Here is a 22,958-nt window from a genome sequence, read left to right on the forward strand (position 1 = left end):
TCCCGGCTTCCAACGGAGTCCCGGCCTCATGGATACGTCCAGCATCAACGCCCAAAGTATTTTCGACGACAACGCCGCCGCTCTGAAGCTCAGTTGGCTTACCGGGCATGAAGGCTGGGAACGCGGGTTCTCGAGCGAGACGGTCGCGAACGCGACGTCCAGTGCCGACCTGGTCGGCCACCTGAACCTGATTCACCCCAACCGCATCCAGGTGCTCGGCGACGCCGAGATCAACTATTACCAGCGCCAGTCGGACGAGGACCGCTCGCGCCATATGGCCGAACTGATCGCGCTCGAACCGCCGTTTCTGGTCGTTGCCGGCGAAGTGGGCGCGCCGCCCGAACTCGTGCTTCGCTGCACGCGTTCGTCCACACCGCTCTTCACGACGCGCATGTCGGCGGCCGCGGTCATCGACAGCCTGCGCGCGTATATGTCGCGCATTCTCGCGCCGCGAGCGACGCTGCACGGCGTGTTCATCGACATCCTCGGGATGGGCGTGCTTCTCACCGGCGATTCCGGCCTCGGCAAGAGCGAACTCGGCCTCGAACTGATCAGCCGCGGACACGGCCTGGTGGCCGACGACGCCGTCGATTTCGTGCGGCTCGGCCCGGATTTCGTCGAAGGACGCTGCCCGCCGCTGCTGCAAAATCTGCTCGAGGTGCGTGGTCTCGGCCTGCTCGACATCAAGACGATCTTCGGCGAAACCGCCGTGCGCCGGAAGATGAAGCTGAAGCTGATCGTGCAGCTCGTGCGCCGTCCGGACGGCGAGTTCCAGCGCTTGCCGCTGGAGAGCCAGACCGTCGATGTGCTCGGCCTGCCGATCAGCAAAGTGACGATTCAGGTCGCGGCGGGCCGCAACCTTGCGGTGCTGGTGGAGGCGGCCGTGCGCAATACGATTCTGCAACTGCGCGGCATCGATACGTTGCGCGACTTCATGGATCGTCAGCGGCTCGCGATGCAGGACCCGGACAGCCAGTTTCCCGGCAAACTGATCTGACGCGCGCGCGGCCAGATTCGTTCACATGCCGGTGCTAAGATAAAGCGAACGAGCACATCCCCATGCGTATCATCCTGATCACCGGCATTTCCGGCTCCGGCAAGTCCGTCGCCCTGAACGCGCTCGAAGACGGCGGCTACTACTGCGTCGACAACCTGCCTCCGCGCTTTCTGCCCGACCTCGCCGCGTATCTCGCGGGCGAAGGACAGCAACGGCTCGCCGTCGCGATCGACGCCCGTTCCAGCCTTTCGCTCGACGAAGTCCCGGCGATCATCAACAACCTGTCGAGCGCCTACGACCTGCGCGTGCTGTTTCTCAACGCGAGCACGCAATCGCTCATTCAGCGTTTCTCGGAGACGCGCCGCCGCCATCCGCTGTCGGGTCCGCCGGTGCATGACGCAAGCGTCGGCGTGCTGAATTCACTCGGCGAAGCGATCGAGCGCGAGCGCGAACTCGTCGCGGGCCTCGCCGAATACGGCCACCACATCGATACCAGCAATCTGCGCGCGAACGTACTGCGCGCATGGGTGAAACGCTTCGTCGAAACGGACGCCGCCGATCTCACGCTGATGTTCGAATCGTTCGGGTTCAAGCGCGGCGTGCCGCTCGACGCCGATCTCGTGTTCGACGTCCGCACGCTGCCGAATCCCTACTACGATCGCGAGCTGCGGCCTTTCACGGGCCTGGATCAGCCGATCATCGACTATCTGTCCGCGCAGCCGCTGGCGGGCGAGATGATCGACGATATCGGCGGATTCGTCGGTAAATGGCTGCCGCGCTTTCGCGACGACAACCGCAGCTATCTGACGGTCGCGATCGGCTGCACGGGCGGGCAGCATCGTTCGGTGTATATCGCGGAGGCGCTTGCCGCGCGCTTTCGCGAGCAGGCAAACGTGATCGTGCGGCATCGTGATGCGCCCATCCCGGTGGATGGCAGCGCGACGCACATGCGAAACTGATCGCCGCTTGCGGTCCACCCTGGAGGGGCGCGATGTCCTCGAATCCCGTTCTAGCCGACTTGCCGCTGTTTCCGCTTCACACCGTCCTGTTCCCCGGCGGCATGCTGCCGCTCAAAATCTTCGAGGCGCGCTACCTCGACATGGCGCGGGCCTGTCTGCGCGAGGGCACGCCGTTCGGCGTGTGTCTGCTGAAGAGCGGGCATGAGATCGCCTCCCCGGGCGATCCTTCGGTGCCCGAGTCTGTCGGCTGCCTCGCGGAAATCACCGAATGCGACGTCGATACTTTCGGGCTGCTGCTCGTGCAGGCGCGTGGCACGGAACGCTTCCGGCTGGTCACGCATCGCGTCGAGCCGAGCAATCTCCTCGTCGGCACAGCGGAGCTATACGGCGAGGATCGTCCGCTGCAGGGCGCCGAGGCGCTCGCGAAGTTCGGCGCCTGCGCGGAAGTGCTGGAGCGGATCATCGAGACGATCAGGACGCGCGAGCCGCAGAACCTGCCGTTTGTCGAGCCCTTTCTGTTGGACGACCCCACGTGGGTGTCGAACCGCCTCGCCGAAATCCTGCCGATCCCGATGCGCGCCCGCCAGAAGCTAATGGAGCTGCTCGATGCCGGCGCGCGCATCGACGTCGTGCATCACTACATGCAGCATCATCAACTGCTTTAGATCAGCGAGCCGGTGAGCGCGTCGAGCAGCTTGCGCACGGGCGCGGGCACGCCGAACGAATCGATGCGCGATAGCGGCGCCCATACGGTGCCGGCATCCATCGCCTCTGCCGGCGCGCCGCGCGCCTGCCCGAGCCGAGGCTCGATCTGCAGCTTGAAGTGCGTGAACGTATGCGATAGCGGCGCGAGGCGCTCCAGATCCGCTTCGCCACCGAAGTTGCGGGCGACAGCCACGAGCGCCGCTTCGTCGGGCGCTTCGGGCAGGCTCCACAAGCCGCCCCAGATGCCCGTCGGCGGACGCTTTTCGAGCAGGATCGAATCTCCGTCCTTCAGTACCAGCATCCACGTATTGCGGGTCGGCACCGCCTTCTTCGGGCGCGCAGTCGGCAGTTCGCGCTGCCTTCCCTCGACATTCGCGACGCAATCCGCGGCGAACGGACAGCGTGCGCAATCCGGCTTGCCGCGCACGCAGAGCGTCGCACCGAGATCCATCAGCCCTTGCGTGTAGGCGGTGACGTCTTCCTTGTCGGCAGCGTCGGGCAACAGCGATTCCGCCAGCGTCCACATCGCGTTCTCGACGCGCTTCTCGCCCGGAAAGCCTTCGACGCCGAACACGCGTGCAAGCACGCGCTTTACGTTGCCGTCGAGAATCGTCGCCCGCGCGCCGAACGCGAACGATGCGATCGCCGCCGCCGTCGATCGCCCGATGCCGGGCAACTCCGCGAGTGCATCGACCGTCTGCGGGAACGCGCCGCCATGCTGACAGGCGACGACCTGCGCGCAGCGATGCAGATTTCGCGCGCGCGAGTAGTAGCCGAGGCCGGCCCACAGCGCCATGACGTCGTCGATGAGCGCATCGGCGAGCACGGTCACAGTCGGGAATCGTTCGAGAAACCGCGCATAGTACGGGATGACAGTGGAAACCTGCGTCTGCTGCAGCATGATCTCCGAAAGCCAGATGCGATACGCATCGCGCGTGTTCTGCCACGGCAGGTCATGCCGGCCGTGAATCATTTGCCACGCGATCAGACGGGCGGAAAAATCTTTGAGTGCGAGCATGAAAGTTAGCGTTGGCAGCGCGGACAAAAGTACGTCGACCGCTGCCCCTGGACGATTTGCCTGATCGCCGTGCCGCACACGTGACACGGCAGGCCCGCGCGATCATAGACGAAGTAGTCGAGCTGGAAGTATCCCGACTCGCCGTTGCTGCCGACGAAATCGCGCAGCGTGCTGCCGCCTTTTTCGATGGCCGCGGCGAGCGTCGCGCGCACGGCGTCGGCGAGCAGGTCATAACGCACGAGCGAGATGCGCCCGGCTGCGGTCGTCGGCCGGATACCCGCGCGAAAGAGGCTCTCCGACGCATAGATATTTCCCACGCCCACGACGATATCCCCCGCCAGCAGCGCCTGTTTCACCGATACCTTGCGTCCGCGCGTCGCCCGAAACAGGACCGCGCCAGAGAACTCCGGCGAGAACGGCTCGACGCCGAGGCTCGCAAGCAGCGGATGATCGAGCACGTCGCCGTCGCTGCGGGGATGCCAGAGAATGGCGCCGAAGCGGCGCGGATCGCGGAAGCGGAGGATGAAGTCGTCGAAGACCAGATCGACGTGATCGTGTTTCGCGGCATCCGGCGGTCGCGGCACATTGCGCAAGACGCGCAGCGTGCCGGTCATCCCGAGATGGACGATGAGCCAGCCTTGCGCCGTCTCGAACAGCAGATACTTGCCGCGCCGCTCGACCTTGTCGATCTTCAACGCTGCGAGCGTCCTTGCGAGGTGCTGCGGGATGGGCCAGCGCAGCGCCGGCGTGCGCACGTCGACGTGTTCGACGCGCCTTCCCGCGACGTAGGGTTCGATTCCCCGGCGGGTAACTTCGACTTCCGGCAGTTCTGGCATTTTCCTGGAGAGAGACTTGCTGGGGCGAGTGTGCCGGTATTTTAGCGACCGCGTTACAATCGACTGAAACATCGTCTGGATTTCCATGAACTCGTTCGTCATGAAGCTGTTCTCGAAGCGTCAGGCCGGCTTGGCGCAATCGTTCGCCATGCCAATGTCGCGCGTTGCCGGTGCGGTGGCGATCGCCATGGCCGCGCTCGCGTTCGCGCCCGCTCATGCACAGGCGCCCGGCGCGACGCCCGTTCCGGGCGACGACGATGCCGCCGCCCAGACCACCGCCGATGCGCTGACCGCACCGGTCAGCGGCGCGGAGCAGCAAGACCTGCCGAACGTCGCGATGTCCAGCCAGATCGTCTTCCAGGTGCTGGCGGCGGAAGTCGCGTTGCAGCGTGGCCAGCCCGCGCCTGCCTATCAGACGTATCTCTCGCTCGCTCGCGACACGCACGATCCGCGCTTCGCCCAGCGCGCGACCGAAATCGCCATCGCCGCGCAAAGCCCCAACGATGCGCTCACGTCCGTGCAGCTCTGGCAGCAGTTCGCGCCGCATTCGGATCGTGCGGCCCAGCTGAGCGCGTCGCTGCTGATCGTGTCCGGCAAGCCGGACGACGCGAAGCCCACGCTGCAGCGCGAACTCGCGAAGGTCGCGCCGCAGCAGCGCGGCGATGCCATTCTCTCGCTGCAGAGCTTGCTCGCGCGAGGCCCGAATCGCGTGGGCGGACTCAATGTGCTGAAGGATCTGATCGCAAACGATCAGGACCGCCCTGAAGCGCAGCTCGCGCTCGCGCGCCAGCAATTACTCGCGGACGATCAGCCGGGCGCGAAGGCATCGCTCGAAAAGGCGTTGCAGCTTCGTCCGGACTATCTGCCGGCGGCGCTGACGCTCGCGCGCATGGGGCCGCAGGAACGCGCGGAAGGTATCGCTTCGTTCGAGAAGTATCTCGACAAGAATCCGAAGTCGCACGATGCGCGGCTCGCACTGGCGCAGTTGTATCTGTCGTCCGACAGACTCGACGACGCGCAGAAGCAGTTCGAGATCATGCGCAAGAACGATTCGAAGGACCTGACGCCGTTGATGGCGCTGGCCCTCATCAACATTCAGAAGAAGCAGTTCGACAAGGCGAAGGACTATCTGAACCAGTATGCGAAGGCCGCCGAGAAGTCGCCGGGCGGCGATCCGGGGCAGGCGTACATCTACCTCGCACAGCTTTCGCTCGAACAGAAGGACGAAGACGCGGCGGGCCAATGGCTCGACAAGATTCCGCGCACGAGCCAGCAGTATCTGCCGGCGCAGGTCACGCGCGCGCAGTTGCTCGCAAGGCAAGGCAAGGTCGACGAAGCGCGTGCGCTGATCGGCAGCCTGCAAAGTTCCGATCCGCGAGAACTCGCGTTGCTTGCCCGCACCGATTCCGCCATCCTGTTCGAAGCGCGCCGCTACAAGGACGCGGAAGAGAATCTGGCAAAGGCCGTCGCCGCGTTCCCCGACGATCCCGACCTCATCTACGACTACGCGATGGCCGCCGAGAAGAACGGTCATTTCGACGTAATGGAAGCGCAGTTGCGCACGCTGATGCGTACGCAACCGACCAATCCGCAAGCGTTCAACGCGCTCGGGTACTCGCTGGTCGATCGCAATCAGCGCCTCGACGAGGCCGTGCAGTTGATCGAGAAGGCAGCCGCGCTTGCGCCGAACGACGCATTCATCATGGACAGCCTGGGCTGGGCGCGCTTCCGACAGGGCAACTCGGCCGAAGCCGAGAAAATCCTCAAGAATGCTTACGATCTTCAGCCGAACGCCGAAATCGGCGCCCACCTCGGCGAAGTGCAGTGGAAGTCCGGGCAGCAGGATCAGGCGCGCGCCACATGGCGTCAGGCGCAAAAGCTCGAACCGGATAACGACACGCTCGTCAAAACGCTAAAACGACTGCAGGTGAACGACCTTTGATGGCATTCGAATTGTTTGCCGGCTCGCGCGTTGATATTGTTCGCCGCGTCGCGCTCGGCTTTGCGGCGACTGCCGCGCTCGCGCTCTCCGGCTGTGCGATGCAGCCGCGCCTGCCGACAACATCGGCAGCATCCACCTCGCTCGCGACGCAGACGAGCCGTGCGTATCACGGCCGCTTCGCGGTGCAGTACAACGACCAGAACGGCGTCCAGCGCAACGCCTACGGCAACTTCGACTGGCAGGAAACGGGCGATACGGTCACGCTTCAGCTGCGCAACCCGCTCGGGCAGACGATGGCGATCGTCACGTCGTCGCCGTCGCTGGCTACGCTCGAATTGCCGAATCGTCAGCCGGTCAATGCGGACAACGTATCGAACCTGATGCAGAACACGCTCGGCTTCGCGCTGCCGGTCGAAGGCTTGCGATACTGGCTGCAGCCCTCCGCTGCGCCGACCTCACGCGCGGAAACCACGCTCGATGCCGAGTCGGCCAATGGTCGTCCTAAGGAAATCAGGCAGGACGGCTGGACAATCGACTATCTGGCCTACGCCGATGCGCCGGCTGCAGGCGTCAAGCGCCTGAATCTCACGCGCAACGAACCGCCGCTCGACATCAAGCTCGTGCTCGATCAATAACGCCCTATTCGCTGCTTTTGCATGTCCTCGACCGAATCGATCCGTGACTGTCTCGCGCCCGCGAAGCTGAACCTGTTTCTACACATCACGGGCCGGCGTCCGGATGGCTATCACTCGTTGCAGACCGTCTTCCAGCTGCTCGACTGGGGCGACGTGCTGCATTTCACCCGCCGCGACGATGGCCAGGTCCTGCGCAAGACGGACGTCCCTGGCGTCGCACAGGACGACGATCTGGTCGTGCGGGCCGCGCGATTGCTCAAGACGCACACGGGAAGCCGTCACGGCGTGGACATCGAGATCGACAAGCGTCTGCCGATGGGCGCGGGCCTCGGCGGAGGCAGTTCCGACGCCGCGACAACTCTTTTAGCGTTGAATCGTCTTTGGGGAGTTGACCTTTCGCGTGAAACTCTGCAGAATCTCGCCCTGCAACTCGGCGCGGACGTGCCGTTTTTTGTCTTCGGGCAAAATGCTTTCGCAGAGGGAGTAGGTGAAACGCTTCAGGCGGTCGAACTGCCAGAACGCTTCTTCCTGGTAGTCACTCCCAATGTTCACGTTCCGACCGCAGCGATTTTTTCGGAAAAGGCCTTGACAAGGAATACCGAAGTCGCCAGAATAACGGACTTTCTTGCACAACAAAGGTCAGACACAAACTGGCCAGACAGCTTCGGTCGAAACGACATGCAGGCTGTAGTTGCAGGGAAGTACGCGGAAGTTGCTAAGGTGCTCGAGTGGTTTTCCAATCTCGCACCGGCGCGAATGACCGGATCTGGAGCAAGCGTGTTTGCTGCTTTCCCCAGCCGAGCACAAGCAGAGATGGCGCAAGCCAAACTGCCGGCAAGCTGGAAGAGTGTGGTAACAGGCAGTCTGGATTCTCATCCTCTCTTCGCTTTCGCGTCATAGGTTTTGTTTTGTCGGGTATGTCCTACACTTCCCGGCAAGATTCAAGTTAAGTGTAGGGGAGTCGCCAAGTTGGTCAAGGCACCGGATTTTGATTCCGGCATGCGAGGGTTCGAGTCCTTCCTCCCCTGCCATTCTTTCTCTAGCATTTCCTCTCGCCTCCAGCCGCAGACAGGTGCACGATGAGCAGTGACGGCCTGATGGTTTTTACTGGCAACGCAAATCCCGCGCTTGCTCAGGAAGTCGTCAAAATCCTTGGAATTCCTCTCGGCAAAGCGATGGTCAGCCGTTTCTCCGACGGCGAGATCATGGTCGAGATTCAGGAAAATGTTCGAGGCAAAGACGTATTCGTTCTTCAGTCCACCTGCGCACCGACGAACGATAACCTGATGGAACTCATGATCATGGTCGATGCGCTCAAGCGCGCATCCGCAGGCCGGATCACCGCAGCCATCCCCTACTTCGGTTATGCGCGTCAGGATCGCCGTCCGCGTTCGGCGCGCGTGGCAATCTCGGCGAAGGTCGTCGCGAACATGCTGGAAATTGCCGGCGTCGATCGCGTCATCACGATGGACCTTCACGCCGACCAGATTCAAGGCTTCTTCGACATTCCCGTCGACAACATCTACGCTACCCCCGTTCTGCTCGGCGACTTGCGCAAGCAGAATCACGACCACCTGCTGGTCGTGTCGCCGGACGTCGGCGGTGTGGTGCGCGCACGTGCGCTCGCCAAGCAGATGAACACCGACCTCGCGATCATCGACAAGCGTCGTCCGAAGGCGAATGTCGCCGAGGTGATGAACGTCATCGGTGAAGTGGAAGGCCGCACCTGCGTCATCATGGACGACATGGTCGATACCGCCGGCACGCTCTGCAAGGCAGCGCAAGTGCTGAAGGATCGCGGCGCCAAGCAGGTTTTCGCTTACGCAACGCACCCCGTTCTCTCGGGCGGCGCGGCGGAGCGCATCACGGCATCGCAACTCGACGAACTCGTCGTGACCGATACCATCCCGCTGTCCGCGGAATCGCTGGCGTGCCCGAAGATCCGGCCGCTGTCGAGCGCGGGCCTGCTCGCGGAGACGTTCTCCCGAATCCGGCGCGGCGACTCGGTCATGTCGCTCTTCGCCGAAGGCTAAAAGTATTGGCAAGGAACGCGAAGCTCGAGCTTCGCGTTGTTGCATAATCGGCGCGAACGGACGAAGGTTCGCGCCGTTTGTCCTGGGATCGCATAATCGACGATCCCAGTTTCCCTGCCTGGTCGCGGGCAGATCAAGGAGTCACACATGAAAGTCGTCGCTTTCGAGCGTAGTCAGCAAGGTACGGGTGCGAGCCGCCGCCTGCGTAACTCGGGCAAGACCCCGGGTATCGTGTACGGTGGTGTTGCGGATGTTCAACTGGTCGAACTGGACCACAACGCCCTGTGGCACGCCCTGAAGAAGGAAGTTTTCCATTCGTCGATTCTCGACCTGGAAGTCGCCGGCAGCACGCAACAAGTCCTGCTGCGCGATGTGCAATATCACCCGTTCAAGCAGCTCGTGCTGCACGTGGACTTCCAGCGCGTCGATGCCACGAAGAAGCTGCACACCAAGGTGCCGCTGCACTTCATGAACCAAGAGACGAACCCGGCTGTGAAGCTGTCGGGCGCTGTCATCTCGCACGTCGCGACGGAACTGGAAGTGGAATGCCTGCCGGGCGATCTGCCTGAGTTCCTGGAAGTCGATCTGGCCAAGATCGAAGCCGGCCAGACGATGCACGCGAAGGACATCGCACTGCCGAAGGGCGTCGCGTTGACCGCGCACGTCGAAGCGGAAAACCCGGTGGTGGCATCGGCGACCGTTCCGGCTGCGAAGCAGGCTGATGCAGCCGCCGACGCTGCTGGCGAAACGCCGGCTGCCTAAGGGCATAGCGGCTTCGCAAGCACGCTGTAGTATCCTCTCGATCCGTTCTCTGGACGGTCGACGTGACCCGCCGGTGTGCAAGCCCCGGCGGGTTTTTTTTTTGTACTCAACGAAGCGGGCGTGCGGCTCGCGATGATCCGACATGATCAAGCTGATCGTTGGCCTCGGTAATCCGGGCGCCGAATACACCGCGACGCGCCATAACGCGGGCTTCTGGTTCGTCGATCAACTCGCGCGCGATGCCGGCGCGACGCTGCGCGATGAGCGGCGCTTTCATGGTCACTACGGCAAAGGACGTCTGCACGGCCACGAGATTCATCTGCTTGAGCCGCAGACGTTCATGAACCGCTCGGGGCAATCGGTGGTTGCCGTCGCGCAATTCTTCAAGATACTGCCCGATGAGATCCTCGTCGCGCACGACGAACTCGATCTTCCGCCAGGCGCCGTCAAGATGAAGCTCGGCGGCGGCAGCGGCGGTCATAACGGGCTGAAGGACATCTCGGCGCACCTGTCGTCGCAACAATACTGGCGCTTGCGGATCGGCATCGGGCATCCGCGCGATCTGATCCCCGAAGGCGCGCGCGCAGGCGCGAAGCCGGATGTCGCGAACTTCGTGTTGAAGCCGCCGCGACGCGAGGAGCAGGATGTCATCGATCAATCGATCGAGCGCGCGCTGGCCGTCATGCCGTTCGTCGTCGCCGGCGAAACAGAACGCGCGATGATGAACCTGCATCGCCATTCCTGACCCACGAACCTGGAGCCGACCGTGAGCCGTTTCTGGAGCGATATCGTTCACCGACTGACGCCCTACGTGCCGGGCGAACAGCCCGCGCTTGCGCATCCGATCAAGCTGAACACGAACGAGAACCCGTATCCGCCGTCGCCGCGCGTGGTCGAGGCCATCGGTCGCGAACTCGGCCAGGATGGCGCGTCGCTGCGCAAATATCCGGACCCGACAGCCCGCGCGCTGCGTGAAGCGGTGGCGGCGCATCACGGATTGCGCATCGAGCAGGTGTTCGCGGGCAACGGTTCCGACGAAGTCCTCGCGCACGCGTTCCAGGCGCTGCTCAAGCACGACAAGCCGATCCGTTTTCCGGATATCACCTATAGCTTTTACCCGGTGTACGCGAAGCTGTATGGAATCGAGTACGAAACCGTTCCGCTCGATGACGACTTCGCCATCCACATCGGTGCCTATCGCGCGCCCAATGGCGGCGTGCTGCTGCCGAATCCGAACGCGCCGACCGGACGGGCGTTGCCGCTTGCGGATATCGAAGCCCTGCTGAAGGCGAACCCGGATGCGCCCGTCATCATCGACGAAGCGTACGTGGATTTCGGCGCCGAGTCCGCTGTAACGCTGGTGAACACGTATCCGAATCTGCTCGTGGTGCAGACGACATCGAAAGCGCGGTCGCTCGCGGGCATGCGTGTCGGCTTTGCTTTTGGCGATACCGCGTTGATCGACGCCCTGACGCGCGTGAAGGACAGCTTCAATTCGTATCCGCTCGACCGCCTCGCGCAAGTGGCGGCGCTCGCGTCATACGAGGACCGGGCGTGGTTCGACGCGAACTGCGCGAAGGTGATGGAGAGCCGGGAACGGCTGATCGCGCGACTGGCGTCGTTGGGCTTCGAATCCGTACCGTCGGCGGCCAACTTCGTGTTCACGAAGCATCCGGCGCACGACGCGGCCGCGCTCGCCGCCGCGCTCAAGCAACGCGAAATCTTCGTGCGTCACTTCTCGTTGCCGCGCATCGATCAGCACTTGCGCGTTTCCATCGGCACGGACGCCGAATGCGATGCGCTCGTCGCGGCTTTAGCGGAAATTCTCGGCGGTTGAGCGCTTGCCGAAGGGCTTACGCGCCCTTCGCCGCCATCAGGGCGTGATACTTCGTGAGCAACTGTTCCGGCGTTTCCACATGCGCGGGATCGCGCGGAATGCACTCCACCGGGCAAACTTGCTGGCATTGCGGTTCGTCGAAATGGCCGACGCATTCCGTGCATTTGTTCGGATCGATCACGTAGATGTCCGTTCCCATCGAAATGGCGTCGTTCGGGCACTCGGGCTCGCACACGTCGCAGTTGATACACTCGTCGGTAATGATCAGGGACATGCTGCTACCGGCTTTCCGTTTAAAAACAAGCGATTATAGCGCCGCCTGGAATTCGGCGTTGGTCCGCTGTCTAGTCTCAAGATCGCCGTTTGGTGGCCGTTACGAGGATTTGAGCCACACCGCCCTTTTCGCGCCTCGATTGCTATGCTTTCTATAGCGATTCGAGCATGCTGATAAGAGAACGCCCGCCTCTTCGAGTGACTTATGCTTCCGCTCGTGGGCCTGCTTGGTTCGATCTCGCTGATTCTCGTATGCGCGACATGTCGTCAGCCTAGCGTGCGGGTTTTCGCGTTCTTCGCGCCGGTTAATCGCAAGCAAAGCTTCACGCCAACCGGTAGCCGGTTCAGATCGTCGGCACGGTGCAGAAAGTTTCCCGAGACGCCTATGCGAATATCTGGATCGATATCGCATCCGGAAACGAAGTCCTTCCCATTCACGCCGTTCTCGACAGAAACTCGCCGACCTCGATAACGCCGGTGAAACAAGGACTCGCCGTGGCAATCGACTGTATCGGCGACGGCATGCAAAGCGGCTCGCCGATGCTCGCGCGATGCATCATCGTGGAACGGTGATTCAGACGCCTCCGCCGCGGGCCGCTGCGCCTCTCGTGACAAGCGCCAGCAGCATTTTCGCGACGTAAAGAACAATGAGCGCGCCGAGAAAATCGCCAATGAACATGACGAAGAAACCCTCGACGAGATGCTGCGACTCGCCACGCAACGCGAACCAGATGTGATGCAGGAGCGGATTAGCGATCGAATAAGCCAGCGCAAGCCGAAGCAGCCGCTGCGCCGTAAGATTCGACAGCGACGCTTTTAATCCGTACCACTCTCTCGCGAGCCGATAAACCGCGTAAGGTGCGACTGTCGCGATGACTCCGCCGGCGAATGCGCGAACCGGATCGTGAGGGAAGAAATAAAAGAAACTGACGAGCCAGCTCGCCAGGAGCAGGCCCAAAGCGCCATCGCCGCCCAGCAGCAGGGTGCTGAGAAGCCTGACGCCCGAAGGCAAATAAATCCAGTTGATGCCTCGCACGAATTCCGTATGCGTGAATATCTCCTGATTCGCCCAGAGCGACAACACGAATACCAGCGCGGTGCCGAGCACCGCGAAGACATGCAAGCGCAGATTGGACATGGTTAGAATGTCGACCACTGGTTGTTCGCCGGATGGCATCCCGGTTCCGGCGGCGCTTACTATCCGGGCCCACACCGGATGACGCACACGCATGATGCGGCCTGCCGATATCTACCTTCGCTTCCTTGAACTTGCCGAGGCTTTGCGCGGCCTGCCGTCGCTACCGGCGCTCGATCCGCCGGAAGAGCGGATGCTCGAATTCGTCGCGCGGATGAATCAGCAAAGCGCGCGCCTTTCCGTGCGGAACATGATGGCGCAAAGCCAGCTCGGCTCGCCCGCGACGATTCACGCCCGCATCACCTCGATGCGCGACAAAGGCTGGATCGTTCTGAGCGCCACCGAGGACACGCGCCGCAAGCAGATCGAATTGACGCCGGGCGCGCTGCGCCACTTCGACAAACTTGCAGAAGCGTTCGTCAGGGCCGCGAACCGGAGCGGCGATCCGACCTGAACGCGCCTCACGGCTCACGGCTCAAGGCTCGCGGCTTACGGCGTCGCAGGATTTTTGGGCAACGCGTCGGCGACCTTGTTCATCAGCCGCTTCTCCACCGATGGAAACACGAACTTGCTGACGTCGCCGCCGAGCTGCGCGATCTCGCGCACGATGGTGCCGGAAATGAACTGGTATTGATCGGACGGCGTCATGAACATCGTCTCGACGTCGGGCAGCAGATAGCGGTTCATCCCGGCCATCTGGAACTCGTACTCGAAATCCGAGACGGCGCGCAGTCCTCGCACGATTACGCGCGCGTTGTTCTTGCGCACGAAATCCTTGAGCAGTCCGGTGAAGCTGCTGACCTGCACGTTCGGATAATGGCCGAGTACGTCATGGGCAATATCCAGGCGCTCCTGCAGCGAGAAAAATGGCTTCTTCGCGCGGCTGTCGGCGACGCCGACGACGAGCGTATCGAATATGCTCGATGCGCGCCGCACGATGTCTTCATGCCCGCGCGTCAGTGGGTCGAACGTTCCCGGGTACACGGCGACAACCATGAGCTCCTCCTCTTGTAATTACCTTGGGGCCGCTGGCTGCGACCATATTCTCCGCGTTTCCCTGGTCGATGCCGGCAACGGCGGGCGCAGTCGCTCCCCGCGCTGCGCCGGATCGGGGAAGGCGCATTATTCCTCATTTTGGCGACGCAGCAAATGATAGCGAACCGCCCCCGCCTTGCCCTCGCGGACGACGCTCCAGCCGGCCAACGCATCGATGTTGTCCGGTAGCAGCGGCTCGCCGCATTCGACGTAAATTGCGCCGTCGCGCGCTGCCAGCCGCGCCGCGAGTTCGAGCGCGCGCGAAAGCAGCGCTTCGTTGCCGAAGGGCGGATCCAGGAAGATCACGTCGAACGAACCCGGCGCGAGACCGGCCGCGAGCCGCAGCGCATCGGCTTCGGCAATTTCGATGTTGCGCGCATCCAGCCGCGCCTGATTCGCTTTCAATTGCGCAGCGGCGCGCCCGCTGCGTTCGACCATCAGCACACGCGACGCGCCGCGCGACGCCGCTTCGAAACCCAGCGCGCCGCTCCCGGCGAAGAGATCGAGGCAGCGTTGCCCGCTGAGATCCTGCCCGAGCCAGTTGAACAGGGTCTCGCGCACGCGATCGGGCGTGGGACGCAGCCCGGCGAGATCGAGCACGGGTAGCGGCGTGCGTTTCCAGTTTCCGCCGATGATGCGGATCGTGTGCGGCTTGCCCCCACGCAACGGCGCGCGGTTCGGGGCGGGGGATGCGGATGAACGTGGTGCGGAAGAACGGGGCATGAGAAGAAGTGGTGATATCGGCGTGCACCGCCTCGCATCGAGCGGCGCGGCACATAATGAAAGCCAACGTTACCACAGGCGGATAGCGCACAAGCGCATCAGGCCGCGCCTGATAAAATAGCCGGCTTCCATCTTCCTGCGCGGGCCGTCGCGCGCCGCGTTCGTTCGAATGGACGCGAGGGCGACGAATGACGCGCGCTCCATCGTCAGAGACCATGTTCAGCTTCTTCAAACGATTCAAAAAGCCGGCTGACGAGCCGCTCGACACGTCTGCCGGGGAAACGCCCGAGGCGACGGAGGACGAAGAAGCGTCCGCGCCCGTCATCGAGGCGGAACTGGACCGCGAACCCGCCGTGGACGCCGCCATCCCGACGGACGCGCCGCCCGCCGCCGATCCCGAACCCGCGCAGGAAACAGCAACGCCCGGCGCGCCTCTCTCTGCCGCCGCTGACGAAGCGCCAAAACCTTACTGGCAAGGCCGCACGCAGTCGCAATGGCTGCGCGGTCCCGAGACGGATGAGGCGAGCGAAGAAATCGTCCCGCCGCCGGAGCCGGATGCAGCCGCGAAAAAATCGTGGCTGTCGCGGCTCAAGAACGGCTTGTCGAAGACGAGTTCGAGCCTGACGGGCATCTTCGTCGGCGCGAAGATCGACGAAGACCTTTACGAAGAGCTCGAAACCGCGCTGCTGATGTCCGACGCCGGCGTCGATGCCACTGAATTCCTCCTCGAATCGCTGCGGGAGAAAGTGCGCACCGAGCGTTTGACGGACGCATCGCAGGTGAAGGCCGCCTTGCGCACGCTGCTCGTGGACCTTTTGCATCCGCTGGAAAAATCGCTGATGCTCGGCCGCGCGCAGCCGCTCGTGATGATGATCGCGGGCGTCAACGGCGTCGGCAAGACGACCAGCATCGGCAAGCTGGCGAAGCATCTGCAGAGCTTCAACCAGTCGGTGCTGCTCGCAGCCGGCGACACCTTCCGCGCCGCCGCCCGCGAACAGTTGACGGTCTGGGGCGAGCGCAACAACGTGACGGTCATCGCGCAGGAAAGCGGCGATGCGGCCGCGGTCATTTTCGACGCCGTCGGCGCGGCGCGCGCCCGGAAGATCGACGTGATGATGGCCGACACCGCCGGCCGTCTGCCGACGCAACTGCATCTGATGGAAGAGTTGCGCAAGGTGCGCCGCGTGATCGCGAAGGCAATGCCGGATGCGCCGCACGAAGTGCTGCTCGTGATCGACGCCAACACGGGACAAAACGCGCTCGCGCAAGTGAAGGCGTTCGACGACGCGCTCGGCCTGACCGGTCTCATCGTGACCAAGCTGGACGGCACGGCGAAGGGCGGCATTCTCGCGGCCATCGCGCGGCAGCGGCCGATCCCCGTGTACTTCATCGGCGTGGGCGAGAAGGTCGAAGACCTGCAGCCCTTCAGCGCGAACGAATTCGCCGACGCGCTGCTCGGCTAAGCGCACAAGCAAGGAACAAAGGGCGTCGTGAAGACGCCCTTTTTCGTTCAACGCATCACGACGAGCGCCGCTGCGATCCACCACATCACGCAGCCCACGGCCACATCCAGCACGCGCCACGACACGTCCTTGCGAAACCACGGCTCCAGCAGGCGCGCGCCGAAGCCGAGCGCGGTGAACCAGACGATCGACGAACACATCGCGCCCGCCGCGAACCACGCATTCCCCGGCCAGCCGTGCTGCGCGCCGATGCCGCCGAGCAACACCACCGTATCGAGATAAACGTGCGGATTCAGCAGCGACAACGCCAGCACGGTCGATGCCGCGCCGAGCGCCGTCTGCGCGTCGCCGTCGGATGCGTCGAGATGCCCGGGACCGCGCCACGCCGCGACGAACGCGCGCAGGCCGTACAGGCAGAGGAACACTGCGCCCGCCCAGCGGATGACGTCCAGCAGAACAGGCGCACGTGCGATCAGCGCGCCCATCCCCCCGACGCCTAAGGCGATCAGCAAGACATCGATGGTTGCGCAGATCACCACGACGATGCCGACGTGCCGCCGCTTCAACCCTTGCCGCAACACGAAGGCGTTCTGCGCGCCGATCGCCATGATGAGGCTCGCGCCAAGCCCGGCGCCCGCCAGATAGCTCGGGAGCGCCCCTGCCGCCACCGCAGGCGTCATTCGGCGTCGGGCTGCTGCGCGGGGGCAGCGCGTTCGAACGCGTCGATCTGATTCGCGTTGCCGGCGATGCGCTCGATCGTCGGATACGGCGCAAGGTCGATGCCGAAGCGGCGCGCGTTGAAGACCTGCGGCACGATGCACAAATCCGCGATGGTCGGCGTGTCGCCGAACGTCAGCTTGCCCACGCGCTTGTCTCCGGCAAGCCGCTTCTCGAGCGATGCGAAGCCTGTCTCCACCCAGTGCCGATACCACGCGTCCTTGGTTTCGTCGGGTACTTTGACCTGATGCTTCAGATACTTGAGCACGCGCAGATTGTCGAGCGGATGAATCTCGCACGCCACCTGCATCGCGACCGAGCGGACGAATGCGCGGTCCGACGGACTACGCGGCAAGAGCGGCGGCTCCGGATGCGTTTCGTCGAGATACTCGATGATTGCGAGGGATTGCGTCAGCACGTCGTCGCCGTCGACGAGCGTCGGCACGATGCCGTCCGGATTCAGCGCGCGATATGCCGGCTTGAGTTGCTGGCCGCCGTCGCGCAGCAGGTGGACGGCTTCGTAGTCGTATCCGAGTCCCTTCAGGTTCAGCGCGATACGCACGCGATATGCCGCCGAGCTGCGAAAGTAGCTGTAGAGCTTCATACGACGCGCACGGAAAATTCGCCGATGCCGTCCACGCCGCCCTTCAGCAGATCGCCCTTGACGACTGCGCCGACGCCTTCGGGCGTGCCGGTGAAAATGAGATCGCCGGGGAAGAGTTCGAAGAGGGTCGACAAATAGGCCACCGTCTCGCCCACGGACCAGATCAGTTGCGAGATGTCCGAGCGCTGCTTTTCTTCACCATTCACGGTCAGCCAGATCGCGCTCTTTTCCAGATGCCCGACCTTCGATACGGGATGGATCGGCCCAAGCGGCGCGGAGCGGTCGAAACCCTTCGCGGTATCCCACGGCCGGCCGAGCTTCTTCGCTTCGGCTTGCAGGTCGCGGCGCGTCATGTCGAGGCCGAGCGCGTAGCCGTAGACGTAGTCGAGCGCGGTGGCGGCGGGGATGTCTTTCCCCTGCTTGCCGATGGCCGCGACCAGTTCCATCTCGAAGTGCACGTTCTTCGTCTGCGACGGATACGGGAATTCGCCCGTGCCGCCCGGCGCGACGTAAAGCACGGCATCGGCGGGCTTGCTGAAGAAGAACGGCGGCTCGCGGTCCGGGTCGTGGCCCATTTCGCGGGCATGCGCTTCGTAGTTACGGCCGACGCAGTAGATGCGGCGCACGGGAAACTGATCGTCCGATCCGACAACCGGCACCGCCACTGCGGGCGCCGGGGGAAACACGTAGCTCATCCTGTTCTCCTGTCGAGAAGGGAGCGGCAAGTCGCGTTCCGCTCCGGTCTCGTGCAATCTGGTTGCTGTTATTCGAATGCCAGCCCGCGAAAACGCAGCCCGCGTGAAGAGCGAGTGTAACGCGCGCTGGAGAATCGTGGCGAGCCTTGCCTGGCGCGAGTCCGAGAGCTTTCGACGGCCCTTCGGGAATCCTTCGGAATGGCGCGCAACCCGTTTCGGCACGCCGGTTTCGCGCCGCCGATCCCGTCGCCGAGGCTTGCCAGCGACGCCCAAATGCGATACCAGTGTCCTTTCCGGACTTTCAACCTAGCGACGGCGACGCTCACGACCCCGGAACTGAACGCCCGTTTGCGCACGCTTCCGATGAACGACACACAAGCCTCTCCTTTCGCCTGCGCACGCTACATCAAGGAAATCGGCCGCGGGCCGAACGGCGCCCGCGCGCTGTCCCACGACGACACCTACTCGCTCTACGAAGCCATGCTCGATGGCCGCGTCTCCGATCTCGAACTCGGCGCGGTGCTGCTTGCCTATCGCGTCAAGGGCGAGACCGCCGCCGAGCTCGCCGCGATGCTCGCGGCCGCGCATCGGTCGTTCGAGCCGCTGCATGTGCAGGAGGGCCGCGATCACGCACGCCCGGTATCGATCCCGAGCTACAACGGCGCGCGCAAGCAGCCGAATCTGACGCCGCTGCTCGCGCTCCTGCTCGCGCGCGAGGGCGTGCCGGTGCTGGTGCACGGCATCGTCGACGACCCGGGGCGCGTAACGAGCGCCGCGATCTTCGCCGAGCTGGGCATCCCGCACGCCGCATCGCCGGATGAAATCGAGGATAGCCTCGCGTCGCGCCGCCTCGCCTTCGCGCCGGTCACTTCGCTTGCGCCGAAGCTCGCGCGGCTGCTCGCGCTCAGGCGAATCATGGGCGTGCGCAATTCGACGCATACGCTCGTCAAGATTCTGCAGCCGTTCGCGGAGCCGGGCTTGCGCCTCGTGAACTACACGCATCCGGAATATCGGGACAGCCTGACCGACCTCTTCACCGATCACCCCGATGCCGCGCAAGGCGGCGCGCTGCTCGCACGCGGCACGGAAGGCGAAGCGGTCGCGGATACGCGCCGGCAAGTGCAGGTCGACTGGTTCCACGACGGCCACGTGGAGACGCTGCTCTCGCCCGAGCGGTCCCAGGCCGATGCGCCCGCCGTCGAGCTGCCCGAATCGCTCGACGCGGCGACCACTGCGCGCTGGATCGAGGACGTGATGCGGGGCGATGTGCCGGTGCCGCCGGCGGTCTTGCGTCAGGTCGAAGTCATCGCGGATGTCGTGCGCAGGCCGGCCTAGCGCCTCGGCAAAATGCAGGACCCGTTTGACACATTCTTCTACGCTGGTTTAAAGTGAGCCAATGAGCTTCACCCAGCCTTCCTCCCTCCGAATTATTTCGGGCCGCCTAGCGCGGCCCCTATCGCTACGTCTAGCGTAAGTCGCGAGACGTAGCGCCGTGCGTCGCCAGGCGCGCGGTCCTGCCAGCAGTTCCCGCAGTTCCTTTCCTCACCACCTGTAGTCGTCAGCTTTTCGTTCGCATATCCCGCGACACGAGAACGCGAGGGTCAAATGCACGCTGCTTCGCGCACGTTCACGTTGGTCGCAGGCGTCACCGTCGCCGGTGCGCAATGGGACCGTGCGCGCGGCGTCGTAAGCCGTGCATCGCGCCGCAGCCGGCCAGCCGCCGGGCACGGTTCCTCTCGCAGGCGCTACGCAGACTGTTCCAAGAGAGACCGACGACCATGATGCCGAACCCCGCCGAGAAATACCGCCCGTTCCCGCAAGTCCGTCTGAATGGCCGACGCTGGCCGAATCGCACGATCGAGAAAGCGCCGGTCTGGATGAGCACCGACCTGCGCGACGGCAATCAGTCGCTGATCGAGCCGATGAGCATCGCTGCGAAGCTCGAGTTCTTCGACATGCTGGTGGCGACGGGTTTCAAGGAGATCGAGGTGGGGTTCCCGTCGGCGTCGCAAACGGACTTCGATTTCGTCCGCAAATTGATCGACGAAAAGCGCATTCCCGACGACGTGACCATCGAAGTGCTCGTGCAGTCGCGTCGCGAACTGATCGAGCGCACGTTCGAGGCGGTCGAAGGCGCGAGCAGGGTCATCGTTCATCTGTATAACGCCATCGCGCCGTCGTTCCGGCGCATCGTGTTCAATCAGTCGAAAGAGGAAGTGAAGGCGCTGGCCGTCGAAGGCACGCGCATCATCAAGGAATGCGCGGCGGCGCGGCCCGGCACGCACTGGGTCTATCAATACTCGCCCGAGACTTTCAGCATGACGGAGCTTTCGTTCGCGCGCGAAGTCTGCGATGCCGTCGCGCAAATGTGGCGCCCGACGCGCGATCACAAGATGATCGTGAATCTGCCGGCGACGGTCGAATCCGCGACGCCCAACGTCTTCGCCGATCAGGTCGAATGGATGGACCGCAACATGGGCTATCGCGACTGCATCGTTCTGTCCGTGCATCCGCATAACGACCGCGGCACGGCGGTCGCGGCGGCGGAACTGGCGATCCTCGCGGGCGCGGATCGCGTCGAAGGCTGTCTCTTCGGCAACGGCGAACGGACGGGCAATGTCGATCTCGTCACGCTCGCGCTCAATCTGTACACGCAGGGCATCGATCCGGGCCTCGATTTCTCCGACATCGACGCGGTGCGGCGCGTCGTCGAGCGATGCAACCAGTTGCCGGTGCATCCGCGCCATCCGTATGCCGGCGATCTCGTCTTCACGGCGTTTTCCGGCTCCCATCAGGATGCGATCCGCAAGGGTTTCGCGCAGCGCGTGCCGGGCAGCGTGTGGGAGGTGCCGTATCTGCCCATCGATCCCGCCGATCTCGGGCGCAGCTACGACGCGGTGATTCGCGTCAACAGCCAGTCCGGCAAGGGCGGCGCAACGTATCTGCTCGAACGCGGCCTGGGCTTCACGCCGCCGCGCCGCGTGCAGATTGAGTTCAGTCATGCCGTGCAGGCCGTCGCCGACCAGTCGGGCGAGGAAATCAGCGGCGACGCGATCTGCGCGCTCTTCAAGCGCGAATACTTCGATGCGGGCGGTGCGGTATCGCGGACGGATGCGTCGACGGTATCGGTCTGCGGGGAACGCGTCGCGATGCCGCCCGCGTCCGGTGCGGCGAGCGAAGAGCATTACGCGCAGGCCGTCGCGTCGGCACTGGGCGTCGGGGCGAGCGTGAACTGGTTTGAATCGACAACCACGGCGAGCGGCGATACGGCCGTGTTCGTCGGCTGCCGCCTCGCCGATGAACCGACGCGCTTCGGCGTCGCGGTGCACGGGAATCCGGCGCTCGCAGTCGTCGATGCCGTCATCAGCGCGGTGAACCGGTCGAGGCGCATCGTGAAGGATGCGCGGCACGACGAGCCGGTGGCAGCGTGAGTGGTGCGGCGCGCGCGGCTATTCCAGCGCCACGCGCGTCGCCTGAAGCGCCAGCATCAGCCATTGACCGTCCGTCTGGACGTGGATGGATGTATAGGCGACCGGATAAAGCAGCGCGCCGTTTTTCGATTCCATTTCGATCAGCGCCCGGCCCGACACGATGCAACTGTCGCGGCCGGCCGCGACCACATCCTGGGACTGGATCTCGATCTGGCGATAACGGCGGCGGCCGGCCGTGATCGCGTCGATGAACTGACGCTTCGTCTCGCGCTTGCCGTTCGTGTGGACATAGCTGGCGTTCTCGGCCAGCAGCGCCTCCAGCGCCGCGCTGTCGCCTTCGACCATCGCGCGGAACCGGTCGCGCTCGAGGCCGCGGATGACCTCAAAGGTTTTTGCGGGCATCTGTCGATTCCCCTCGCCAAGGAACCGATGCGCCGGCGCCTCGTCAGAAGTTGTATTGCAGATATAGCTGGCTGAAATTTATACCAGGATTCGGCTCTTTGATACCGGCGTTCGAGACATGCTGGAAGCGGAAGCCCGCCTGATAGTTCTGCTTCGCGCCGAAGATCGCGCCGACGCCGACCATATCGGCGAACTGGAACGCCGACGACACCGTGAAGTACGGCGTGATGCGCGTGTGCGAGAGCACTCTCACGCCGACGCCCGCCTCGATGAACGGCCGAAAGGTGCCGGAGCTTTTTACGAAGCGCAGGACGGGCGTCACGCCGAATTCCCAGATGTTCGGATTGGTTGCGTAGTCGACGGTCGAATGCCAGTACGCAACGTGCCCTTCACCGAGCAGGGTGAAGTGAAAGCCGCCGATTTCCCACCACGTCAGGCCCGGGTCCCAGACCACGCCGACATCGACCTTGTTGATATCGCGGTCTGTAATGCCGCCGCCGACCTGCAAGCCGAACCGGTCCGCATGCGCCGCAGCCGAAACCAGGCCGAGTGAAAGCGCAATCGCGCCGTGAGACAGCAAACTGCGCCAGAAACCTTTGCTTTTCTGCATGAGCGCCCCATATGAGGGTTGAGGTTCACGTCCGCTTGACGGGATCGGCAGATTGTATGTGGATTGACAAAAATTTGCACAAACCCGGTTTGTCGATCCATTTATTTGAACGATTGCTTTCAGAGACGAATAAATGCGGTAATTAG

25 protein-coding genes and 1 tRNA gene are annotated in these 22,958 nt (G+C 63.6%); 15 read left to right on the forward strand and 11 right to left on the reverse strand.

Going from position 1 to position 22,958, the window contains the following annotated elements:
* The first annotated feature begins 28 nt into the window (after positions 1-28).
* The 3 genes from hprK (at position 29) to P9220_RS02540 (ending at position 2,621) form a co-directional block, all read left to right on the forward strand.
* Positions 29-997, forward strand: coding sequence for an HPr(Ser) kinase/phosphatase (gene hprK / locus P9220_RS02530; protein WP_008351692.1), 969 nt, complete (start codon positions 29-31; stop codon positions 995-997).
* A gap of 62 nt (positions 998-1,059) precedes the next feature.
* Positions 1,060-1,956, forward strand: coding sequence for an RNase adapter RapZ (gene rapZ / locus P9220_RS02535; RefSeq protein WP_309763429.1), 897 nt, complete (start codon positions 1,060-1,062; stop codon positions 1,954-1,956).
* Positions 1,957-1,988: 32 nt separating this feature from the next.
* Positions 1,989-2,621, forward strand: a complete 633-nt coding sequence (locus P9220_RS02540; RefSeq protein WP_309763430.1) for an LON peptidase substrate-binding domain-containing protein — start codon at positions 1,989-1,991, stop codon at positions 2,619-2,621.
* Here P9220_RS02540 and mutY read toward each other — a convergent pair.
* The gene (mutY, locus tag P9220_RS02545; protein WP_309763431.1) at positions 2,618-3,679 is read right to left on the reverse strand and encodes an A/G-specific adenine glycosylase; all 1,062 of its coding nucleotides are present in this window, start codon (positions 3,677-3,679) and stop codon (positions 2,618-2,620) included. The genes P9220_RS02540 and mutY overlap by 4 nt on opposite strands.
* A gap of 5 nt (positions 3,680-3,684) precedes the next feature.
* Positions 3,685-4,515, reverse strand: a complete 831-nt coding sequence (gene mutM, locus P9220_RS02550; protein WP_309763432.1) for a bifunctional DNA-formamidopyrimidine glycosylase/DNA-(apurinic or apyrimidinic site) lyase — start codon at positions 4,513-4,515, stop codon at positions 3,685-3,687.
* An 85-nt stretch (positions 4,516-4,600) separates the two neighbouring features.
* Between mutM and P9220_RS02555 the strand changes: the two genes are divergently transcribed.
* From P9220_RS02555 to hisC, 8 genes are all read left to right on the forward strand, one after another.
* A complete protein-coding gene (locus P9220_RS02555; protein WP_309763433.1) occupies positions 4,601-6,457 on the forward strand; it encodes a tetratricopeptide repeat protein in 1,857 nt (618 codons plus the stop codon).
* Positions 6,457-7,092 carry a lipoprotein insertase outer membrane protein LolB gene (gene lolB / locus P9220_RS02560; RefSeq protein ID WP_309763434.1) on the forward strand — a complete coding sequence of 212 codons (636 nt, stop codon included), beginning with the start codon at positions 6,457-6,459 and terminating at the stop codon, positions 7,090-7,092. The genes P9220_RS02555 and lolB overlap by 1 nt, the downstream gene beginning before the upstream one ends.
* 21 nt (positions 7,093-7,113) lie before the next feature.
* On the forward strand, positions 7,114-7,992 hold the full coding sequence (gene ispE, locus P9220_RS02565; protein ID WP_309763435.1) for a 4-(cytidine 5'-diphospho)-2-C-methyl-D-erythritol kinase: 879 nt from the start codon (positions 7,114-7,116) through the stop codon (positions 7,990-7,992).
* A gap of 54 nt (positions 7,993-8,046) precedes the next feature.
* Positions 8,047-8,123, forward strand: a tRNA-Gln gene (locus tag P9220_RS02570).
* A 48-nt stretch (positions 8,124-8,171) separates the two neighbouring features.
* The gene (locus P9220_RS02575; protein WP_040053048.1) at positions 8,172-9,125 is read left to right on the forward strand and encodes a ribose-phosphate pyrophosphokinase; all 954 of its coding nucleotides are present in this window, start codon (positions 8,172-8,174) and stop codon (positions 9,123-9,125) included.
* 147 nt (positions 9,126-9,272) lie between these two features.
* A complete protein-coding gene (locus P9220_RS02580; protein WP_309763436.1) occupies positions 9,273-9,887 on the forward strand; it encodes a 50S ribosomal protein L25/general stress protein Ctc in 615 nt (204 codons plus the stop codon).
* A gap of 142 nt (positions 9,888-10,029) precedes the next feature.
* The gene (pth, locus tag P9220_RS02585) at positions 10,030-10,632 is read left to right on the forward strand and encodes an aminoacyl-tRNA hydrolase (protein WP_309763437.1); all 603 of its coding nucleotides are present in this window, start codon (positions 10,030-10,032) and stop codon (positions 10,630-10,632) included.
* A 21-nt stretch (positions 10,633-10,653) separates the two neighbouring features.
* Positions 10,654-11,724, forward strand: a complete 1,071-nt coding sequence (gene hisC, locus P9220_RS02590) for a histidinol-phosphate transaminase (RefSeq protein WP_309763438.1) — start codon at positions 10,654-10,656, stop codon at positions 11,722-11,724.
* 16 nt (positions 11,725-11,740) lie between these two features.
* Here the strand turns inward: hisC and P9220_RS02595 are convergent, their stop codons facing one another.
* Complete coding sequence (locus P9220_RS02595; RefSeq protein WP_309763439.1) at positions 11,741-11,998, reverse strand: YfhL family 4Fe-4S dicluster ferredoxin; 258 nt, start codon at positions 11,996-11,998, stop codon at positions 11,741-11,743.
* A gap of 573 nt (positions 11,999-12,571) precedes the next feature.
* A complete protein-coding gene (locus P9220_RS02605) occupies positions 12,572-13,135 on the reverse strand; it encodes a hypothetical protein (RefSeq protein WP_309763440.1) in 564 nt (187 codons plus the stop codon).
* A 91-nt stretch (positions 13,136-13,226) separates the two neighbouring features.
* On the opposite strand from P9220_RS02605, the gene P9220_RS02610 reads away from it, so the two are divergent.
* Positions 13,227-13,586, forward strand: a complete 360-nt coding sequence (locus P9220_RS02610; RefSeq protein ID WP_309763441.1) for a winged helix-turn-helix domain-containing protein — start codon at positions 13,227-13,229, stop codon at positions 13,584-13,586.
* A gap of 35 nt (positions 13,587-13,621) precedes the next feature.
* On the opposite strand, the gene coaD is transcribed toward P9220_RS02610, so the two are convergent.
* Entirely contained in the window at positions 13,622-14,128 is a 507-nt protein-coding gene (coaD, locus tag P9220_RS02615) for a pantetheine-phosphate adenylyltransferase (RefSeq protein WP_309763442.1), read from the reverse strand.
* Between the two features lie 126 nt (positions 14,129-14,254).
* On the reverse strand, positions 14,255-14,890 hold the full coding sequence (gene rsmD, locus P9220_RS02620) for a 16S rRNA (guanine(966)-N(2))-methyltransferase RsmD (RefSeq protein ID WP_309763443.1): 636 nt from the start codon (positions 14,888-14,890) through the stop codon (positions 14,255-14,257).
* Between the two features lie 215 nt (positions 14,891-15,105).
* Between rsmD and ftsY the strand changes: the two genes are divergently transcribed.
* Positions 15,106-16,353, forward strand: a complete 1,248-nt coding sequence (gene ftsY / locus P9220_RS02625; RefSeq protein WP_309765356.1) for a signal recognition particle-docking protein FtsY — start codon at positions 15,106-15,108, stop codon at positions 16,351-16,353.
* 47 nt (positions 16,354-16,400) lie between these two features.
* Here ftsY and P9220_RS02630 read toward each other — a convergent pair whose 3' ends face one another.
* From P9220_RS02630 to P9220_RS02640, 3 genes are read right to left on the reverse strand one after another with little or no spacing between them, the layout of a single operon-like run.
* Positions 16,401-17,033 carry a LysE/ArgO family amino acid transporter gene (locus P9220_RS02630; protein ID WP_309763444.1) on the reverse strand — a complete coding sequence of 211 codons (633 nt, stop codon included), beginning with the start codon at positions 17,031-17,033 and terminating at the stop codon, positions 16,401-16,403.
* Complete coding sequence (gene maiA, locus P9220_RS02635) at positions 17,030-17,674, reverse strand: maleylacetoacetate isomerase (RefSeq protein WP_309763445.1); 645 nt, start codon at positions 17,672-17,674, stop codon at positions 17,030-17,032. The genes P9220_RS02630 and maiA overlap by 4 nt, the downstream gene beginning before the upstream one ends.
* Positions 17,671-18,369, reverse strand: a complete 699-nt coding sequence (locus tag P9220_RS02640; RefSeq protein WP_309763446.1) for a fumarylacetoacetate hydrolase family protein — start codon at positions 18,367-18,369, stop codon at positions 17,671-17,673. Before P9220_RS02640 ends, maiA begins: the two co-directional genes overlap by 4 nt.
* 363 nt (positions 18,370-18,732) lie before the next feature.
* On the opposite strand from P9220_RS02640, the gene ybiB reads away from it, so the two are divergent.
* On the forward strand, positions 18,733-19,704 hold the full coding sequence (ybiB, locus tag P9220_RS02645) for a DNA-binding protein YbiB (RefSeq protein ID WP_309763448.1): 972 nt from the start codon (positions 18,733-18,735) through the stop codon (positions 19,702-19,704).
* A 443-nt stretch (positions 19,705-20,147) separates the two neighbouring features.
* A complete protein-coding gene (gene leuA / locus P9220_RS02650; RefSeq protein ID WP_309763449.1) occupies positions 20,148-21,800 on the forward strand; it encodes a 2-isopropylmalate synthase in 1,653 nt (550 codons plus the stop codon).
* Positions 21,801-21,818: 18 nt separating this feature from the next.
* Here the strand turns inward: leuA and P9220_RS02655 are convergent, their stop codons facing one another.
* Positions 21,819-22,202 carry a nuclear transport factor 2 family protein gene (locus P9220_RS02655; RefSeq protein ID WP_309763450.1) on the reverse strand — a complete coding sequence of 128 codons (384 nt, stop codon included), beginning with the start codon at positions 22,200-22,202 and terminating at the stop codon, positions 21,819-21,821.
* Positions 22,203-22,245: 43 nt separating this feature from the next.
* Entirely contained in the window at positions 22,246-22,812 is a 567-nt protein-coding gene (locus tag P9220_RS02660; protein WP_309763451.1) for an acyloxyacyl hydrolase, read from the reverse strand.
* Between the last annotated feature and the right edge of the window lie 146 nt (positions 22,813-22,958).

The organism is Caballeronia sp. LZ016, assembly GCF_031450805.1.
Classification (GTDB): Bacteria; Pseudomonadota; Gammaproteobacteria; order Burkholderiales; family Burkholderiaceae; genus Caballeronia.

Bases quoted from the DNA above. Each gene is read 5' to 3' on its own strand.
- hprK (WP_008351692.1), top strand. From the start codon at position 29: ATGGATACGTCCAGCATCAACGCCCAAAGTATTTTCGACGACAACGCC.
- rapZ (WP_309763429.1), top strand. From the start codon at position 1,060: ATGCGTATCATCCTGATCACCGGCATTTCCGGCTCCGGCAAGTCCGTC.
- P9220_RS02540 (WP_309763430.1), top strand. From the start codon at position 1,989: ATGTCCTCGAATCCCGTTCTAGCCGACTTGCCGCTGTTTCCGCTTCAC.
- mutY (WP_309763431.1), bottom strand. From the start codon at position 3,679: ATGCTCGCACTCAAAGATTTTTCCGCCCGTCTGATCGCGTGGCAAATG.
- mutM (WP_309763432.1), bottom strand. From the start codon at position 4,515: ATGCCAGAACTGCCGGAAGTCGAAGTTACCCGCCGGGGAATCGAACCC.
- P9220_RS02555 (WP_309763433.1), top strand. From the start codon at position 4,601: ATGAACTCGTTCGTCATGAAGCTGTTCTCGAAGCGTCAGGCCGGCTTG.
- lolB (WP_309763434.1), top strand. From the start codon at position 6,457: ATGGCATTCGAATTGTTTGCCGGCTCGCGCGTTGATATTGTTCGCCGC.
- ispE (WP_309763435.1), top strand. From the start codon at position 7,114: ATGTCCTCGACCGAATCGATCCGTGACTGTCTCGCGCCCGCGAAGCTG.
- P9220_RS02575 (WP_040053048.1), top strand. From the start codon at position 8,172: ATGAGCAGTGACGGCCTGATGGTTTTTACTGGCAACGCAAATCCCGCG.
- P9220_RS02580 (WP_309763436.1), top strand. From the start codon at position 9,273: ATGAAAGTCGTCGCTTTCGAGCGTAGTCAGCAAGGTACGGGTGCGAGC.
- pth (WP_309763437.1), top strand. From the start codon at position 10,030: ATGATCAAGCTGATCGTTGGCCTCGGTAATCCGGGCGCCGAATACACC.
- P9220_RS02595 (WP_309763439.1), bottom strand. From the start codon at position 11,998: ATGTCCCTGATCATTACCGACGAGTGTATCAACTGCGACGTGTGCGAG.
- P9220_RS02605 (WP_309763440.1), bottom strand. From the start codon at position 13,135: ATGTCCAATCTGCGCTTGCATGTCTTCGCGGTGCTCGGCACCGCGCTG.
- P9220_RS02610 (WP_309763441.1), top strand. From the start codon at position 13,227: ATGATGCGGCCTGCCGATATCTACCTTCGCTTCCTTGAACTTGCCGAG.
- coaD (WP_309763442.1), bottom strand. From the start codon at position 14,128: ATGGTTGTCGCCGTGTACCCGGGAACGTTCGACCCACTGACGCGCGGG.
- rsmD (WP_309763443.1), bottom strand. From the start codon at position 14,890: ATGCCCCGTTCTTCCGCACCACGTTCATCCGCATCCCCCGCCCCGAAC.
- ftsY (WP_309765356.1), top strand. From the start codon at position 15,106: ATGTTCAGCTTCTTCAAACGATTCAAAAAGCCGGCTGACGAGCCGCTC.
- P9220_RS02630 (WP_309763444.1), bottom strand. From the start codon at position 17,033: ATGACGCCTGCGGTGGCGGCAGGGGCGCTCCCGAGCTATCTGGCGGGC.
- maiA (WP_309763445.1), bottom strand. From the start codon at position 17,674: ATGAAGCTCTACAGCTACTTTCGCAGCTCGGCGGCATATCGCGTGCGT.
- P9220_RS02640 (WP_309763446.1), bottom strand. From the start codon at position 18,369: ATGAGCTACGTGTTTCCCCCGGCGCCCGCAGTGGCGGTGCCGGTTGTC.
- ybiB (WP_309763448.1), top strand. From the start codon at position 18,733: ATGAACGACACACAAGCCTCTCCTTTCGCCTGCGCACGCTACATCAAG.
- leuA (WP_309763449.1), top strand. From the start codon at position 20,148: ATGATGCCGAACCCCGCCGAGAAATACCGCCCGTTCCCGCAAGTCCGT.
- P9220_RS02655 (WP_309763450.1), bottom strand. From the start codon at position 22,202: ATGCCCGCAAAAACCTTTGAGGTCATCCGCGGCCTCGAGCGCGACCGG.
- P9220_RS02660 (WP_309763451.1), bottom strand. From the start codon at position 22,812: ATGCAGAAAAGCAAAGGTTTCTGGCGCAGTTTGCTGTCTCACGGCGCG.